This is a genomic window from Lysinibacillus telephonicus (assembly GCF_003966145.1).
GTDB classification, from domain to species: Bacteria; Bacillota; Bacilli; order Bacillales_A; family Planococcaceae; genus Ureibacillus; species Ureibacillus telephonicus.
In genome coordinates this window covers 38178-55147 of sequence record NZ_RXNR01000026.1, presented here as the reverse complement: position 1 = coordinate 55147, position 16970 = coordinate 38178, and the positions used below count along the sequence as shown (strand labels likewise).

Genomic DNA, 16970 nt, shown 5'->3' with positions numbered 1-16970 from the left:
AAAGTTGAATAATTTTTAACATAAATTCTTTTGGATACTTATAAAAGGTCATAAAAAAAGCCCCCTATTAGGTAGATGAATTTTTATTTTTTCATCTGTCTACCTAATAGGGAGCATATCATTTTACATTCTGAACAGCCCGTAAGTTTAGTCATGATGTAATTCCATGGCTACTTCTGGGTTTTTTTCTACCTCGTGAAGTTTGTTGAATGAAGCGATTGCCACTTCGACCATGTCATCTTTTGGTTCTTTCGTTGTTAGTAATTGCAGCCAAAGCCCAGGATAGCCAAGGTATCTTAATACAGGGATATTTCTTAGAGCGTTTGTTCCTTGTAGTACTTCAAAAGAAATTCCAAGAACTACTGGAATTAATAGAATACGAATAACAACACGCAGCCATAAAGGGTCAGTCGGGAAGAAGAAGTAAACAAACATCCCGATAATTACAGTAAATAAAATAAAGCTGGATCCACATCGGTAGTGTAGTCTTGATTGTTTTTGGACATTTTCTACAGTTAAATCCATGCCTGCTTCATAACAGTTAATCACTTTATGCTCTGCTCCGTGATATTGGAAAACACGTTTAATAAGCGGTGTCATCGATATGACATATAAATATCCAAGAAGTAATATTAGCTTAAATCCTGTTTCTAAGAAAATTTGAGGATATTTTCCTGAAATCCAAGGAGAAAAAAGATCTGCTAAAAATACCGGTACTAAGGTGAAAATAAATTTCCCGAATAAGAAGGAGAGCACCCCAACAACTGCAACACCTAGAATCATTTGCAGCTTGGATGTTTCTGCTTCATTTTCCTCTTCTTCACCAGGATTAACATCATAGCGCTCACTTGCAAATTGTAAATGTTTTGCGCCAAGTCCAGAAGACTCAATTAATGCAATTACTCCACGAACAAAAGGAATTTTCTTTAACTTTTGGAAAATTGGTTTTTTCTGTTTTTTAGCATAGTAATATTCTATTGAATTATCGTTTCGACGGATAGCTGTTACGGTATGATCTTTGCCGCCGAACATAACACCTTCTAATAGTGCTTGACCTCCGTATACAGGTGCTTCATTACTCAATTATGTACACCACTCTCTCAAAATATAAAACTAGTAACTAGTCCATTGTACTAAATTTTACTCAAAACCTCTACGTTTACGCATACGAAATGTAAAATTTGGCGAAAATTAAATAAAAAGAGGTGTTGGGTTTGATATATTTAGCTATCATTACAAGTTTATGTGCTTCTATTTTTTTAACATTTTCGTTAAAAGTATTATCTTATCTTCATTTTATTAAATGGAATCCAGTAGGCTACACTAAAAGATTAGATATTCTTGAATCAAGTCATCCACTTATTCAATGGCTATTTTTAGTTATTGTTATTTTTTTGATTACACTTATTCTTTATTTTATCATGCAGTTTGTTGAACTAGTCCCTGCATTCATAACGTCACTAGTAATAGGAGGCATATTAGCTTTAATTTGTGAATGGGTTATTTTCGACCTGCCAGCAGAACTGAAGTCATTTAAAAAATTATCTATTCCTTTTATCGTAACAGTAATTATTACAGCTAGGTTCGTTTTTGAAACAGCAACCTTCCATTACAGGGCACATAGCGAACGAAATAAGTTGCCGTATAAAGACTCTGTGATAAAATAAAAGTGGTAAATTTCGTAAAAAGGGGAGAATGACGAATGAAGCTGTTAGTGTTGAATGGACCAAATTTAAATCGTTTAGGGAAGCGCGAGCCTGAAGTATATGGAACTGAAACGTTGGACGATGTAAAAGAAAAATGTTTGTCGCTTGCATCCCAGTTTAATGCAACACTTGATTTTAAACAATCGAATCATGAAGGGGTATTAATTGATTGGATTCACGAGGCGGAAGACACAGGTGTTGATGGGATTGTAATTAATCCTGGTGCTTTTACACACACAAGCATTGCGCTTCGTGATGCCATTGCTGCTGTAAATGTCCCTGTTATTGAAGTCCATATTTCAAATATACATAAACGTGAACCGTTTCGTCACGAATCGAAACTTGCAGCAGAATGTGTTGGACAAATTTGTGGACTGGGAACTTTTGGATATGAACTGGCTTTAAGAAAGTTTTTACAACAATCATGAGAGGAGCTTTCACATGTTAAAATTGGAAAAGTTGCGCAAAGCTCTTGAAGAAAATAATCTTGATGGTTTATTGATTACTAATGAATATAATCGTCGTTATATAACTGGATTTACCGGGTCTGCAGGAGTCGCAATTGTTACAAAGGAAGATGCTGTTTTTATTACTGATTTCCGCTACACAGAGCAAGCGAAAAAACAGGTGCAAAACTTTCGTATTGTACAGCAGGAAGGAACGCTATATAACGAGGTTGCAAAGCAAGTCGAATTAATGGGTATTAAAAGCTTAGGCTTTGAGAAAGATACGGTAACTTACGGTATGTTTGAAACCTATAAATCGCTCATTAAAGCTGAATTAGTACCGCAATCTGGGTTAATTGAAAAAATTCGCTTGATAAAGACTGAACAAGAGATTAATATTATTAAGGTTGCATGTGAAATTGCAGATAATGCATTCACACATATTTTAAAATTCATTAAGCCAGGTGTAACTGAGCTTGAAGTATCGAATGAATTAGAGTTTTTCATGCGAAAACAGGGTGCAACAGCATCATCCTTTGACACAATTGTTGCAAGCGGAACTCGTAGTGCACTGCCACACGGTGTCGCAACTGACAAAGTGATTGAAAAAGGAGATTTCGTAACACTTGATTTCGGCGCAATTTATAATGGATACGTTTCAGATATTACTCGCACCATTGCGGTAGGGCAACCTTCAGAAAAATTAGTTGAAGTGTATAATACTGTTTTACAGTCGCAGCTTCTTGCTTTAGAAAAAGTTGGACCAGGTATGACTGGAATTCAAGCAGATGCTGTAGCACGAGATTATTTAGCATCAAAGGGTTATAAAGAGGAATTTGGTCATACTACAGGCCATGGCATAGGTCTAGAAGTGCATGAAGGACCAGCTCTTTCATTCCGTTCAGAGACAGTATTAGAACCAAATATGGTTGTTACAATCGAACCGGGTATTTATTTACCAGGCATTGGTGGAGTACGTATCGAAGACGATATTTTAATTACAGAAACAGGAAATGAAAAATTAACACATTCGAGCAAAGAATTAATTATTTTATGATGGAGGAATACTCATGATTTCAGTTAATGATTTCCGTACGGGTCTAACAATTATGATTGATGGCCAATTATACCGTGTAATGGACTTCCAACACGTTAAACCAGGGAAAGGCGCAGCGTTCGTACGTTCAAAATTGCGTAACCTTCGTAATGGTAACGTGACAGAAAAAACTTTCCGTGCGGGTGAAAAAGTAGAAAAAGCGCAAATCGACAACCGCAAAATGCAATACCTATATGCTCAAGGTGATTCACATGTATTCATGGATATGGAATCATATGAACAAACTGAGCTATCAAGTGTTCAAATTGAAGAAGAATTAAAATACCTTCTTGAAAATATGGAAGTATACATTCAATCATATCAAGGCGAAATGCTAGGTGTTGAATTACCAAATACAGTTGTTCTTGAAGTTAAAGAAACTGAACCAGGTATTAAAGGTGATACTGCTTCAGGCGGTTCAAAACCAGCTGTTCTTGAAACAGGTTTAGTTGTTCAAGTACCATTCTTCGTAAATGAAGGAGATAAACTAGTTATCAATACTTCTGACGGATCATACGTTTCTAGAGCATAATTTTCAAAGCCATTCATATAGATGGTCAGAGTGCAGTCAAAGTCAATTTTGATTTTGTCTGCACTCTTTTTTATTTTATAAACATTTATTAGCAACCAGCCAGGCTGTCCATTTTTGAGTGGTTTTTAATCGCCAATAATCTGTAATATAATTCATGCGAATTATAGATTCTAATATCTTTTTCTAGATTGTAGGTCTATTTTTTGGAACAAGCTCATATATTGCCTTACACAAGGAGGCGTCGTAATGGAGTTGCAGGACGTTTTACGAGTAGCAGGAGTCGGGCTCATCATAGCTTTGCTTCATGTTTTCTTCGAGCAAATCGGCAAAAAGGAATTTTCATTCTTTATATTTTTCATCGCATATTTATACATTACAGCAGAACTAATACGATTTTTACGGCTTTTCTTTGACGACATTCTTACATTTTTCCAATGGCTAAATTTAAACTAGGTAAACTATGACATTTTTAATTTATACCGTTATATTAATTCTACTTTTAATACTTATTAAAGAAACCATTCATAAACTACATGCACTAATAGTCATCATTTTCTTCTTCATACTACTTTATTTCCTACTGTCGATGCTTGCCATTCCTTTTGTAGAACAGCTCCTTTCATATGTACAAACAGTGCCCTATGTACCTCAACTTGTGTACTCCGCACTTTTTTATCAGATAGGATTGTTCTTCCAGTCATTGTTTGATGAAGAGGAATACGAAACATTTGGCGGACTCGTTATGTTTTCAATACGCATCGTTTTGTTGATTTATTGGAGCAGTGAATTTGCAAAAGTACTCTCGAATTTCTCGTCAATTTTAGAAAAGCTTCAATAAGGGGCTTTGACCATGGATAATCTACTAAATATTTTTTTGGATCCATTGAAAATAGCAGGGCAATCCATCATCTTAATTTTTACGTATACGATTATTTTTTTAATACTTGAGGCCTTTGTACCTCAATTTAAAAAATGGATTGATACTTTATTTGTGGTTGTCCTCGTTTTAACACTTGGACAGACAGTGATGGAAGCATTTTCAACAATGGGTCAACTCGTAAATATTGCATCTGATTTCTTTTTAGCCGTTACGCCAATTTTAACGTCAATTTTAGTTGTATTAAATTCTGTGTTTTCATTTATTGCTTGGAGTCCAATCATTCTCTTCATTTTTGAGATGCTCATGCTACTTTGCAAAAAAATCTTAATTCCAGCAGTAACAGTTGCGCTTATTCTTGATTTTTGTACAAGGTTTATTCAGGATATCTCTTTTTCTAAAGCATCTGATTTAATTCGTGGAACGGTAATGACATTAATTACTGCTTCACTTTTAGCGATGGTTACTGTGCTTTCTTTTACTGGCGTTGCATTCTTTACAATTGACCAAGCTATTGCAAGTCCTGTTAAGAAAGTAATTGAACAAACTATACCGATTGTCGGATCTCTTATTGTTGAGGGTTTTTCTATCTTTCATAAATATCAATCAACAGCGACAACGATTGCGGGATTTAGTGCAATGACAGCATTTTGGATTGCTGCATTTTATCCTGCAGGAAAATTACTTATTCAGGCACTGACATTTAAATTTCTAGCAGCAGTTGTTGAACCGTTTACGGGCGGTACTGTAAGCGGTCTATTAGATGATGTAGGAAAATCTTTGCTTCTACTATGTGCTGTCGCGATTTTATTAGGAATAGCCTTTGTGTTCATATGGTTAATCTTGATGGTCATTATGCAACTAGGGGTGGGGAAAAGTTTTTGATAAAATTAATCGCTATTATTTTAATAGGAAAATGTTTACTACTTTTAGCAGATGAAAAAGACGTTTTAGTTTATGTAAAACTAGCAACCTTACTTATTTTTTTAACAACTATGTTAGATTTTCTTAAACTCTAAAGCATAGACTTGGGACTAGCTTCATACAATGTGGTGATACGTTAAACTTTGTTCAATAAAGTCTGCTACATCAAGAAGTACATGGCAAAATTGTATCTAATTACTGTGCAAAAATGACTGAACAAAGTTAAAGAAATGTCACAGATTTTGTAGAGGAAGTTAATCGTACAAGTATGATTCAAAATCTGGACGCAAACACGCCAAGGCGTATTTGATAGAAAGGGGGCGCAAAAGAACGTGAGGTGGAAAAGAAATGGTCAAAACAAAAACTAATATTTATTCCGATTGCAATTCTAGCGTTCATTGCGTACATTTCTGCAACGTTTAATGATCCAAAAGATGAGCAATACGATACGACTTCTGAAGAAGGTAGACTTGAACGAACTCTTAGTGAAATTAAAGGTGTTGGACAAGTAAAGGTCTATTTTCATTATGAAACACCGGCCTCAAAGAGCTCAAACGCAGATAGTTTACTATTTAGTTCGAGTGACACTAAACCAACCGTATCAGGATTGCTTGTCGTATCGGAAGGGGCGTCTGACCCAGCAATTCAAAAGAAACTGTTAGAAACAATTAGTCGAGTAATGCAAATGCCTACTCACAGAATTATGATTGTACCGATGGAGAGTAAAGGAGATGAACAATGAAAGTAAAAAGAAGAACAGTATGGCTATTAACGCTATTAAGTTTAGCGGCTGTAATTTCAGTTTACTATGTATTTGAACCAGACCGTAATGTGGATCTGACAACGATTTTTACAGATGACACATTACAGGAAACAACATTAACGGGTGTAGATGACGAAGAAATAACAGCAACAACATCAGAAAGTTATTTATTTGATGAAATGAGAATGGAAATTAGCAACGAAAGAAGCCAACTAAGAGATCAACTAACTCAAAAAATTGCATCAGATCAATATACTGCAGAAGAAAAGAATGAAGCGTTCAATCAAATGAATGCACTAATTGAGCAAGAATCTTCTGAAGCAATGCTTGAAATGCTAATCGAATCGCTTGGCTATTCAGATGCGCTAGTTCGAGTAAATGATGAAAAAGCAACTGTAACTGTATTATCGGATGAAATTTCTAAACAACAAGCAAACGAAATTATCTATGTTGTAAGATCAGAGTTGGAAGAAATTAGTGATGTAACAGTGAATGTACAATCAAATTACTATTAAAATAATATATTAGAATAATAAATTGCTAAAATAATATAGCAACAGAAATTACGCAGTGCGTTCGTTTTTCACAACGAAAGCACTGTTTTTTATGATACTTAAATAAAATTTAAAATTATGTGTTTCAAAATGTGCGAAAAAAATATAAAATGGTAATTGTAGTTAATAAAACATGAGGGGTGTCAATAGTGTTTAAAGTACAAGAATTAAGAGAAATTATAAAATTAGTTGATAACTCATCAATCGATGAATTTGTCTATGAAAATGACGGCGCTAAAATTAAATTGAAAAAAAATAATGGAGTAATTACTGAAGTCGTTGCTCCTAAAAAAGAAGATGCAGTTGCAGCTCCGGTTGTTGAACAAGCTCCTGTACAAGAAACACAATCTGTACAAGTTCAAAAAGCTGCAGAACCTGTTGTTGAAGAAAAGGCTGCACCTGTTGTCGCAGATGCATCGCTTCATAAAGTTACATCTCCAATGGTGGGTACTTTCTATCAAGCTCCATCACCTGATGCACCTCCATACGTAAAAGTTGGAGATAAAGTTGGCGAAGAAACGATTGTATGTATCGTTGAAGCAATGAAACTGTTCAATGAAATTGAAGCTGAAATTAAAGGTGAAATTGTTGAAGTACTAGTGAAAGACGGTCAATTAGTAGAATACGGTCAACCACTATTCTTAGTGAAACCTGAGTAAGGGGTGCTTCTAAAATGAAAAAAGTATTAATTGCTAACCGTGGGGAAATTGCAGTACGTATTATACGTGCTTGTAAAGAACTCGGCATTGAAACTGTAGCTGTATTTTCTGAAGCAGACCGTGATGCGCTTCATGTCAAATTAGCAGATGAAGCCTACTGTATCGGACCAAAATTGTCAAAAGACTCATACTTAAGCTTTCCAGCAGTATTAAGTGTAGCTGAAAAAACTGGTGCAGATGGAATTCACCCAGGCTATGGATTTTTAGCTGAAAATGCTGATTTTGCTGAAGCTTGTGAAAATGCAGGCATAAAATTTATCGGTCCTTCATCAGATTCGATTAAAATAATGGGTATTAAGGATGTTGCACGCAGTACGATGGAGGAAGCGGGTGTTCCACTTGTACCTGGTACAGGCATCGTTCCAGATATTGAAACAGGGAAAAAGTGGGCGAGCGAGATTGGTTATCCAGTTATCATCAAGGCTACAGCTGGTGGCGGAGGTAAAGGAATCCGTGTTGCTCGTACCGAAGAAGATTTAGTAAAAGGGATTGAAATTACACAAAAAGAGGCTGCTGCAGCATTTGGCAACCCTGGCGTGTACTTAGAAAAGTTCATTGAATATTTCCGCCACTGTGAAATTCAAGTATTGGCTGATTCATATGGCAATGTAGTTCATTTAGGTGAGCGTGATTGTACAGTTCAACGACGTATGCAAAAATTAGTTGAAGAAGCACCGTCACCTGCATTATCAAGTGAGCGACGTGCTGAAATGGGAGCGGCTGCTGTAAAAGCTGCTCAAGCTTGTAATTATGAGGGCGCTGGTACAATCGAATTTATCTATGATTACCAAGCTGATAAATTCTACTTTATGGAAATGAATACTCGCATCCAAGTAGAACATCCTGTTACTGAATTAATTACAGGTGTTGATTTAGTTCAACAACAACTAAAAATAGCGGCCGGTGAAAAGCTTCCATTTAAACAAGAAGATATTAAAATGAATGGTTGGGCTATTGAATGCCGTATTAATGCTGAAAACGCATATAAGAATTTCATGCCGTCAGCTGGTACTGTAGAAACTTATGTAACACCTGGTGGAAACGGTGTACGAATTGATTCAGCTGTTTATGCCGGCTATACAATTCCGCCGTATTACGATTCGATGGTGGCAAAACTGATTGTTCATGCAGATACACGTGAAGAAGCAATTGCCAGAATGAACCGCGCTTTAAGTGAATTCGAAGTAGCTGGACCTGGAATCCATACAACAATTCCATTCCATCAAGCTTTAATGAACAATGAAGTGTTCCAATCAGGCAAATTCAACACAAAATTCTTGGAAGAAAACGATATTTTAAATACGAATAAAGAAAAAGTTGGAAAATAACTTTTTAAATCCTAATAGGGGCTGTTCAGAATTAAATTTCTGAGCAGTCCCTACTTTAATTAGGTAATTAACAGAACGTACTTTTTTATTTCGAGCTAAATAAATGAATCCTTCTTCTAATAGTTCTATACTAAAACTATGGAAAGGAGAGAAACAATTTGTTACCAAAGTTATCAGTACTGGATTTAGCACCTGTGTTAGAAGGTCAAACACCTGCCGAATCCTTTCAAAATAGTCGTGAATTAATTCAGCATGTAGAAAAATACGGGTATTATCGATATTGGGTTGCAGAACATCACAATATGCAAGGCATTGCCAGTTCAGCAACTCCAATTTTAATTTCATACCTATTAGGAGCGACGAATACTATTCGAGTTGGGGCAGGTGGCATTATGCTGCCAAACCACTCACCATTAATTGTTGCAGAGCAATTTGGAACATTAGAATCAATGTATCCAGGTCGGGTAGATTTAGGATTAGGAAGAGCACCTGGATCAGATATGTTAACAGCCCGAGCTTTAAGACGAGATGATCGTGGAGCCTATGAATTTGACCGATTAGTTGATGAATTAATGGGGTATTTTGAAGATGTAGAGCGCCCTGTTATTGCTGTTCCTGGAAAAGGGATGAATATACCAATTTGGCTTTTAGGCTCAAGTCTTTATAGTGCTCAATTAGCTGGTAGATTAGGATTGCCTTATTCATTTGCAAGTCACTTTGCACCTGATTTATTGGATGATGCATTAAATACTTACAGACGAAACTTCAAACCTTCAGATGTACTTGAAAAACCTTATGCCATGATCGCGGTTAATGCGATGGTCGGTGAAACGGATGAAGAGGGAGAATTTTTAGCAAGTACAATTTTCCAACAGTTTTTAGGAATGATTCAAGGTAAGAGGGGAAAAACACAACCGCCAAGAGATATGTCCACTTTATGGTCGGAACAAGAAAAGCAGGTTGTGCTGCAACAATTAAAATATACATTTTACGGTTCACCTCAGACTGTTTATAACAAGCTGACTGAATTAATCAGCACTCGAGAAGTAGATGAAATTATGATTAATAGTGCAATTTTTGACCAAGAAAAACGAAAAAAATCATACGAGCTGCTTGCACAAGTATGGAAAGATTAATCTAAGACTCTTAATGACTAAATAAATATTGTTTAGAACCCTGTTTTATGTAAAAAATGGTGTATAATAAAATCAAATATTAAATATAGTTGTCTTTGTGAAATCTGTAAATTCTGTCAACAGCTTCACAAAGTAAGAGAGGATGAAGAAGATGGCTGAGAAAGTAACAAAAGCTTTCATACAACCAACTCCTTCTGGCAAAGAAGAACTTGGTCAAATAGAAGTGGCTTCTGAAGTAATTGAAGTAATTGCTGGTATTGCAACAACTGAAGTTGAAGGAGTAGCTGCAACACGCGGTAATTTTGCATCCGGTGTCGCAGAACGATTTGGAAAGAAAGTACACTCTAAAGGTGTAAAGGCAACAATTGATGATGAAGGGCAAATTGCGATTGACGTATACTGTTCAGTAAAATATGGGTATTCAATCCCTAAAGTAGCAAAAGAAATTCAAAGCGTCATTCGTCAAGCTATTTTTAATATGACATCAATTGATACGAATGAAGTAAACGTCCATATTACAGCAATTCAATTCGAAACTTTAAAAGATGAAGAATAATTACAATTAAAAAACTTTGTTTAGGGACTGCCCAGAAAGTAAAGATTTCTGGATAGTCCCTTTACTGCTTCTATCCCTCCTTTAAATGGTTGGTTCAAGGATTATTTCGGACCGCTCTTTTAAATTCTCTAAATAAAACTGTAAATGAAAATATGCATAAACATAGTAAATAGAACCAAACTAAAGCCGTAATGTCAAAAATATTATAGGAGGAAAATAAAATGAATCGCCAAAAGCCAAATCCAGATGATCGATCAGATAACGTAGAAAAGCTACAAAGTATGGTACAAAACACGATTGAAAATATTGAAGCTGCCGAGGAAACGATGGCTTTTTCAAGTCCAGAAGAAAAAGCAAAAATACAGGCGAAAAATGAAAAACGCAAACACGCAGTTGAAGGTTTTAGAGAAGAGATTAAAGATGAGGCAGCTGCTAGAGAAAGAGAGCAATAATAATTAAGAAATGGACTCGTTAAGAAGTCCATTTTTTACTTCTAATAGAAAAAGAGGGGAACCTCGTTAAAGTAAAAGAATGTTGAAAATATTGGACCAAAGATTTCTTCCTGGAAGATGCATATTTTGTTGTGCCTTTTAAATCTAGTTGGAACTGCATAGCAACCTTCTGCTATGCAGCTAGTAAAACATCCTCTAGGTTGTGATATATAAACAATTTTTGCTAAATAAAAAATAAGCGATGCATATTTTTTTATTTCCATTTAATTAATTCACTTGATAAGATATAATTATTAATTCTGAAAATGAGGGGTATGGTTTTGGAAGAGATAATATATGAGGCTAATCTTAATGAGAATGTACAATTAAATGAAACATATAAAATTCTATCGACAATATCTTCTAGTGATTTATCAATTGTCTATTTAGCACAAGTAATCGAAAGTGGAGAACGTGTGGTCATTAAAGAGTTTTATCCAAAAGCACTTGTCATTCGAGATTTAGACGGAAAAACTCTTGTTTGTGGGTATTCAACAAATAAAAAAAAGCTCAATACATTAAAGCAATCCTTCTTGGAAGAGGTTCATTTTTTAAAAATCCTTATACATCCAAACATTATAAAATACATTGACCATTTTGAAGAAAATGAAACGATCTATCTAGTGATGGAGTACTGCGAAGGTTATACTTTAGAGAATTATAGACAGCAAGATTCATTCCAAATATCGGCGTTTTTAAAAGAAGTATATTTGCCCTTAATAAATACACTTGATTATGTACATAATCAGGGAATTATTCATCGTGATTTAAAGCCAAAAAACATAATAATTGATAAAAACGGCACTCTGAAAATGATCGACTTTGGTTCAGCTGCATATATTGAAACAAATTCTGATCGTAAAATATTCACAACAAAAGGCTATTCCCCTATAGAGTTTTATTCGAATCAATCAAAGCAGGGTACTTATTCAGATATATATAGTATGGCTGCAATTTTTTATTATATTTTAAAGGGCAAACCACCAGCAGATGCCCCTTCAAGAGTAATAGAAGATAGCCTAGAACCGCTAGGCAGTAAAGATTACTCCATCTCTCCTTGGTTATTGAAGAAAATAATGAAGAGTTTGTCATTACAAGCTGCTGAAAGACCGAATTCCATCGCTTCATTTACTCCGTTAATTAAGCTGGAATATATTCTAATAAAGTTAAAAAATAAAATTCAAAAAGTAGAAAAAAAGCCCGATTACCAGTAGTACACTGAATCGGGCTTTTTCCCTTAATTTATCAGCCTGAGTAAGAATATTGTTTGAGTATTTCGTGTTTTTCCGCTGCTTTATATAACAATTCGACTTCCATTTTTCCATCTTCAAATGTGATAAAGAGTTTTTCATTGTTTCTTAAACTTATTTTTTGATTTCTAGGTACTATAGTTCCACCTTTAAGGATGATACATTTGGAGTCATGTTTAATCGTTAGAACCCCGTTACTACCTGCTTGCAAAATAATTCTTTCTGCTCCTGGTATTAATGTTTCCTCGATATCTAAGCGGGAAAATAACTCTAACAATGTTAATTGGCTCTTAGTGTTAAAAGAAGCAAGGGACCAATATTTTTTTGAAAGAAAAGTTTTCCCTTCTGTTTGATAAAAAACTCCCTCAATTCGTCCAACAAATGAGTAATTTTTACGAACCAACCATAAAGTAATTAGTCCAATACATATAAAACCAGCGGCGACTCCTGCCATGATGTAGGTTGGATTCCATCCGCTTTCAATCGAAATATGCAATGTGGAGAGTATACTTTTGCCAGACTGATCCACCGCACGAATATCAATGGATGTTTTACCTTTTTCAATAGGTGTTATAGTTAAAAGATTTTCCTTTATTGTTGCAGTTATCTTTTTGTCATCACCTATCGCTTTAATTTCATAAGTGAGCTTGTCCTGGTTAGGACCGGAGAAATACCCACTTAAGTTAATGGATGTATCTTCCTTCCATTTATTAATTGTGATAGGTTCGGATTTCACTATCAATGGCTGTGAATCAATTAATTCAAAAGATTTAGGTTGTGTTTCGATTTGGAAGTTTTCCCCTTTTATTAATGCTTTTGCCTCATAGATCCCTGGCAATGAGAAAGATTGTTCAAGTTCAAAAGAGGTTCCTGTATTTTTCATAGGAAGCCGTAATTCTGTCCCTGTTTTTAAATGCTTTACAATCAATTCACCACTAAGATCAGCTGCAAGTTTAGAAGGAGCGCTATTGCCATTTTTTATAAGCGTTGTGCGAATTAATAGCGGCTCATCCTTCACTAATTCTCCTTCAGGTAATTCAAGGGATGGCAAAAAATCATAATTGCCAAGAAAGCTCACCTGCACCATGTCCCCTATGACGCCTTTAAAGTTCAATGATAAAGATTTTCCAGTAATTTGTTTCATCTTTAGTATTGTGTAATGGTTTGATCGATGCTGTTCACTTAGAGTAGCTTGTCCATATAAAATCGTTTCATCAATTGGGTATTGTGAAAGTAGGGTGATGGTTCCTTCAGACATTCCGTATGGGATATCAATATTCACTACTTGGACCTTTCCATTCGTAGTTACCGTTGCGATTGGAAAGTGAGTCGTCGATGGACTTAGTTTGACAAAAATGCTTTGAAATATTTCTGGAAGTTCCACTGCATTTTTTGCTTCAAAATGAGATCCTCCAGTCTCTACAGCTATTTGCTCTAGCTCCTTTTTACCTATATTTCCTGCACCAGCTAAACTTACAGAATAGATAGGATACTTATCTTGTTTAGCCTTTTTTATTACTTTAGTAATATCATTTTGTGATTCTTCCTTTGTTCGTTTCGAACCTTGTGGTAAATCAATTTCACCATCAGTTAAGAAAATCATTGCTTTTTTAGTTTGTTCATCATTATTTTCAAATAACTCCTGTCCTTTTTTTAGTCCAAGTCCAGGGTCTGTATAACCTGTTCGAGAAATTGAATTGAATAGATCCTTCAGAATAGATTTGGCGTTTCCTTCTTCTAGAGATGTTAGCGGCTGTGAAGCTACAATCTTATCATTATAGAAGACAAACCCTACTTTTGTTTTTGTGTTTTCATTTAAATCCATAAACATATTCAATACTTCTGTCGAAATTCTCTCTTTATCGGTAGTCCGCATTGAGTAACTAGTATCAATAACGAATACAACCTCAACCTCACTTGGCTCACTTGCATAAATAGTTGCATCACTATTAGGACTGATAAAGAAACTCAGTATAAAAAACAACAATACAATCCACTGTACTTTTCTCACTTTTCCACACCCTTTTATTTTATTGAGATAACAATAAATACATAGCTTGATTCATTCGGCTCCTTTTTTTGTAAGTAACATTTTGTGAAGCAATAGAATACATCTTTAGAAATAGGAAAAATTAGTAAATTAGTATCAAAATTTGAAAAAAATGGTTCTTATTATTCAATTTTTACCAATTTATAGTTTCGATTGGAAAAATTATGTATAATTCAATTGCGATATTTTACTGAACTTACAATTTATAACTTTAATGGCAAATAATTATATGTCAATACTCAAACTTTTTAAAGGTTATTAATAGAGAGGAGGAGCCATTTTAAATTTGCAAAAAACTTCATAGAATGACTAGAATGCAAATTATGTGGCGAGTAAAATTATGGAAATTATTTATCAAACAAACAGAACCATGCTTTTTGAGGAAATAAATCCAGAAAAGTTAGATTTACTTACACTTGTAGGAGATGTAAAAGGAATTGATAGTTTAAGTGATGACAAGGTAAAGGAAATTAATGAAAGTTTACTTGTTAAGAGCTTTGATGACTTTTTAATTAAATTTTCACCTACTGTTTATTCCTTCTACAACGCAGCTAACCAAAAGGTTGTTTATACATTAAGAAAACCAGAAGGGATATCTGAGGAATTAATATCAGAAATAAAAATCGATCAAAATAATGATTTTCTAAAAATGTTATTTACACTGATTGATACGAAACGAAGTCAAGGAATCGCAAACGTAGATTTTAAATTTGAAAACTTACTTGATATGATTTCGCCAAAAAAGGTAATGGAGGATATTCGCCAAGTTCGAAAAGAGATTCACTATTTGCATGATGAGTATGAAAAACTAGACGAAGGCGATCCGAAACGACTTGATATTGGTGATAAATTGAATATGAAATTTGAAGAGGCAAGTCAAAATTACAATAATGTGATGGCAATGCTGCCTCTTGCAATCGAAGACATAAAAACGAGACTGTTGCTTGGTGCTTCTCAAAATAATGATGAATCAGAGGCTTTACAGATTGGAGTTTTATCCATCGGTGATGATGGTGAGCTAAAAATCATTGAAGCTCCAAAGGAAGAAAGTAAAGAATTACTTGTGTTGGATGAAAATAGCCAAATGAGATTAGAAGCAGTATTTGAAGAAGACTATGAGGCAATTACAGAGACACCTTCTGCATATGTAAAGGATTTAGTTGTACGAACATTTTCTCCGCTTCCAGCTGTAAGAAATGAAGTTGATGTTGAGTTAGAAGTACAAAATTACAATACGTATTTGGAATTTTATAAGAATGCGAAAGATGATTTTGTAAAAACCGTGAAGCCTCTTGTGGAGAAAATTCTTGGGGTAAAGCTTTTCTTCGATCAGTACGAAACGAAAAATCGAGGGATGCAGCCTAGCTTATTAGTATTAAATACTCGATTAGACATGTTAATTAAAAATAGCAATAGACTAGAGGCGTATTTAAATACTGTCAATACAAAGAACGACTTTACAGACACAGTTTGGTTCGGCATTGTTCCAATGATCGAATGGGAGACGAATGGCAAGGCGCCGATTAGAAGACTTCGTTTCCAAGGGAATGAAGCAGCCGTTAAAAAAGATAGCAATCGGATGGAGTCTTTATCGACACTGCTTGAGATTGCGAAAAATTATCGAGTACAGCTGTTCTTTAGCTTTGAATCTGGAGAGGAAACAACATTTAACAGTGTTGCAACGACAGGCATCGATCGATTTATTGAAAAATGTGCTGTCCTTCAGAGAAAGGAATATAGTGAATTTGCCATTCCTTGTTTACCGAATTTTACAATTATTCCGAAAGATAAGTCTGGAGTTATTATTGATAGTCGAATGCAGCAAACGGAAAATGGTGTTCAACTATCAAAGGATAAAGAAGATATCCTAAAATTGTGGATTGAAGGTGTATATGTGGAAGCTGCTTACATTGCGGCGGGTATTGTTGCAGCTTATCAATGTCCTCAGTATCTGAAGGACAAGTTCCGCAATGTAACAAGGGAATATCCAGGTGTACGTTTTGACATAGAAGCAGAAGATCATAATTTACACGCAACAACAACAATGGCTAAGGAAATTTCTGGATTTACGAACTCTATAAAGGATGCAATTAACCAAAAAAGCTTTGGCTTTATTTTCTCGTCAGATAATGCACAAGTGGATAAAAAAGATGTTACGAGAATTACAGTTTATAAGGCTAGAAGTTTAGCTGCATCCATTGATGACGGGGTTGGCTTTGATTCGATTTATAAGACACTAGTGAGTACATATATCGAACGTGTCCTTAGATTCCAAACAAGCGATTTCAAATATGATAATATCGTGAAATTCTTTAGCAATAACCCAAGCAGTCAAAAGAGCAAATGGCTAAAATCCAAAGAATATGTTAACTCCATTCTTCAAGACGGAGATGACATAAGCTATACAATTGATGAACGCAATAATCTATGTCAAATCGATATTGCCTTCAATGGAAATGTGAAAAACCTTGAAGTTACTATTACAAAAGCGACATCTGCGGTCAAGTCGTAGATTACTAGAGTCAGATGACAGAGCAATAAA

General features: G+C 34.9%; 18 protein-coding genes. 16 read left to right on the top strand and 2 right to left on the bottom strand.

What is annotated here, in order from left to right; genetic code table 11:
• Window positions 1–147: 147 nt before the first annotated feature.
• Window positions 148–1032, bottom strand: coding sequence for a DUF1385 domain-containing protein (locus EKG35_RS10800; protein WP_410798822.1), 885 nt, complete (start codon window positions 1030–1032; stop codon window positions 148–150).
• 182 nt (window positions 1033–1214) lie between these two features.
• Here EKG35_RS10800 and EKG35_RS10795 point away from each other — a divergent pair, with 182 nt between their 5' ends.
• The 15 genes from EKG35_RS10795 (at window position 1215) to EKG35_RS10725 (ending at window position 12342) form a co-directional block, all read left to right on the top strand.
• On the top strand, window positions 1215–1667 hold the full coding sequence (locus EKG35_RS10795; RefSeq protein WP_126294456.1) for a hypothetical protein: 453 nt from the start codon (window positions 1215–1217) through the stop codon (window positions 1665–1667).
• A gap of 35 nt (window positions 1668–1702) precedes the next feature.
• Window positions 1703–2134 carry a type II 3-dehydroquinate dehydratase gene (gene aroQ, locus EKG35_RS10790; protein ID WP_126294455.1) on the top strand — a complete coding sequence of 144 codons (432 nt, stop codon included), beginning with the start codon at window positions 1703–1705 and terminating at the stop codon, window positions 2132–2134.
• A 13-nt stretch (window positions 2135–2147) separates the two neighbouring features.
• Complete coding sequence (locus tag EKG35_RS10785; RefSeq protein WP_126294454.1) at window positions 2148–3209, top strand: M24 family metallopeptidase; 1062 nt, start codon at window positions 2148–2150, stop codon at window positions 3207–3209.
• Between the two features lie 13 nt (window positions 3210–3222).
• The gene (efp, locus tag EKG35_RS10780) at window positions 3223–3780 is read left to right on the top strand and encodes an elongation factor P (RefSeq protein WP_126294453.1); all 558 of its coding nucleotides are present in this window, start codon (window positions 3223–3225) and stop codon (window positions 3778–3780) included.
• Between the two features lie 246 nt (window positions 3781–4026).
• The gene (locus EKG35_RS10775; protein WP_122971858.1) at window positions 4027–4233 is read left to right on the top strand and encodes a stage III sporulation protein AC; all 207 of its coding nucleotides are present in this window, start codon (window positions 4027–4029) and stop codon (window positions 4231–4233) included.
• Window positions 4234–4240: 7 nt separating this feature from the next.
• Entirely contained in the window at window positions 4241–4618 is a 378-nt protein-coding gene (locus EKG35_RS10770; protein ID WP_126294452.1) for a hypothetical protein, read from the top strand.
• Between the two features lie 12 nt (window positions 4619–4630).
• Window positions 4631–5542, top strand: a complete 912-nt coding sequence (locus tag EKG35_RS10765) for a stage III sporulation protein AE (protein WP_126294451.1) — start codon at window positions 4631–4633, stop codon at window positions 5540–5542.
• A 376-nt stretch (window positions 5543–5918) separates the two neighbouring features.
• The gene (locus tag EKG35_RS10760) at window positions 5919–6323 is read left to right on the top strand and encodes a hypothetical protein (protein WP_126294450.1); all 405 of its coding nucleotides are present in this window, start codon (window positions 5919–5921) and stop codon (window positions 6321–6323) included.
• Window positions 6320–6859: a SpoIIIAH-like family protein gene (locus EKG35_RS10755; RefSeq protein ID WP_126294449.1), complete on the top strand. Its 540-nt coding sequence runs from the start codon at window positions 6320–6322 to the stop codon at window positions 6857–6859. Before EKG35_RS10760 ends, EKG35_RS10755 begins: the two co-directional genes overlap by 4 nt.
• A gap of 188 nt (window positions 6860–7047) precedes the next feature.
• Complete coding sequence (gene accB, locus EKG35_RS10750; protein ID WP_126294448.1) at window positions 7048–7557, top strand: acetyl-CoA carboxylase biotin carboxyl carrier protein; 510 nt, start codon at window positions 7048–7050, stop codon at window positions 7555–7557.
• 14 nt (window positions 7558–7571) lie between these two features.
• Window positions 7572–8945, top strand: coding sequence for an acetyl-CoA carboxylase biotin carboxylase subunit (accC, locus tag EKG35_RS10745; RefSeq protein WP_126294447.1), 1374 nt, complete (start codon window positions 7572–7574; stop codon window positions 8943–8945).
• A 158-nt stretch (window positions 8946–9103) separates the two neighbouring features.
• A complete protein-coding gene (locus tag EKG35_RS10740; RefSeq protein WP_126294446.1) occupies window positions 9104–10081 on the top strand; it encodes an LLM class flavin-dependent oxidoreductase in 978 nt (325 codons plus the stop codon).
• 151 nt (window positions 10082–10232) lie between these two features.
• The gene (locus EKG35_RS10735) at window positions 10233–10637 is read left to right on the top strand and encodes an Asp23/Gls24 family envelope stress response protein (protein WP_126294445.1); all 405 of its coding nucleotides are present in this window, start codon (window positions 10233–10235) and stop codon (window positions 10635–10637) included.
• Window positions 10638–10858: 221 nt separating this feature from the next.
• Complete coding sequence (gene tlp, locus EKG35_RS10730) at window positions 10859–11089, top strand: small acid-soluble spore protein Tlp (protein WP_126294444.1); 231 nt, start codon at window positions 10859–10861, stop codon at window positions 11087–11089.
• Window positions 11090–11409: 320 nt separating this feature from the next.
• Entirely contained in the window at window positions 11410–12342 is a 933-nt protein-coding gene (locus EKG35_RS10725; RefSeq protein WP_185807720.1) for a serine/threonine protein kinase, read from the top strand.
• A gap of 31 nt (window positions 12343–12373) precedes the next feature.
• On the opposite strand, the gene EKG35_RS10720 is transcribed toward EKG35_RS10725, so the two are convergent.
• Window positions 12374–14389 (bottom strand): vWA domain-containing protein, encoded by a 2016-nt coding sequence (locus EKG35_RS10720; RefSeq protein WP_126294442.1) that lies wholly within the window; start codon window positions 14387–14389, stop codon window positions 12374–12376.
• A 379-nt stretch (window positions 14390–14768) separates the two neighbouring features.
• Here EKG35_RS10720 and EKG35_RS10715 point away from each other — a divergent pair, with 379 nt between their 5' ends.
• Window positions 14769–16940: a transcriptional regulator gene (locus EKG35_RS10715; protein ID WP_126294461.1), complete on the top strand. Its 2172-nt coding sequence runs from the start codon at window positions 14769–14771 to the stop codon at window positions 16938–16940.
• The last annotated feature ends 30 nt before the right edge of the window (window positions 16941–16970 follow it).

Bases quoted from the DNA above. Each gene is read 5' to 3' on its own strand.
- EKG35_RS10770 (WP_126294452.1), top strand. From the start codon at position 4,241: ATGACATTTTTAATTTATACCGTTATATTAATTCTACTTTTAATACTT.
- EKG35_RS10775 (WP_122971858.1), top strand. From the start codon at position 4,027: ATGGAGTTGCAGGACGTTTTACGAGTAGCAGGAGTCGGGCTCATCATA.
- EKG35_RS10765 (WP_126294451.1), top strand. From the start codon at position 4,631: ATGGATAATCTACTAAATATTTTTTTGGATCCATTGAAAATAGCAGGG.
- aroQ (WP_126294455.1), top strand. From the start codon at position 1,703: ATGAAGCTGTTAGTGTTGAATGGACCAAATTTAAATCGTTTAGGGAAG.
- accC (WP_126294447.1), top strand. From the start codon at position 7,572: ATGAAAAAAGTATTAATTGCTAACCGTGGGGAAATTGCAGTACGTATT.
- tlp (WP_126294444.1), top strand. From the start codon at position 10,859: ATGAATCGCCAAAAGCCAAATCCAGATGATCGATCAGATAACGTAGAA.
- EKG35_RS10800 (WP_410798822.1), bottom strand. From the start codon at position 1,032: ATGTTCGGCGGCAAAGATCATACCGTAACAGCTATCCGTCGAAACGAT.
- efp (WP_126294453.1), top strand. From the start codon at position 3,223: ATGATTTCAGTTAATGATTTCCGTACGGGTCTAACAATTATGATTGAT.
- EKG35_RS10715 (WP_126294461.1), top strand. From the start codon at position 14,769: ATGGAAATTATTTATCAAACAAACAGAACCATGCTTTTTGAGGAAATA.
- EKG35_RS10755 (WP_126294449.1), top strand. From the start codon at position 6,320: ATGAAAGTAAAAAGAAGAACAGTATGGCTATTAACGCTATTAAGTTTA.
- EKG35_RS10735 (WP_126294445.1), top strand. From the start codon at position 10,233: ATGGCTGAGAAAGTAACAAAAGCTTTCATACAACCAACTCCTTCTGGC.
- EKG35_RS10785 (WP_126294454.1), top strand. From the start codon at position 2,148: ATGTTAAAATTGGAAAAGTTGCGCAAAGCTCTTGAAGAAAATAATCTT.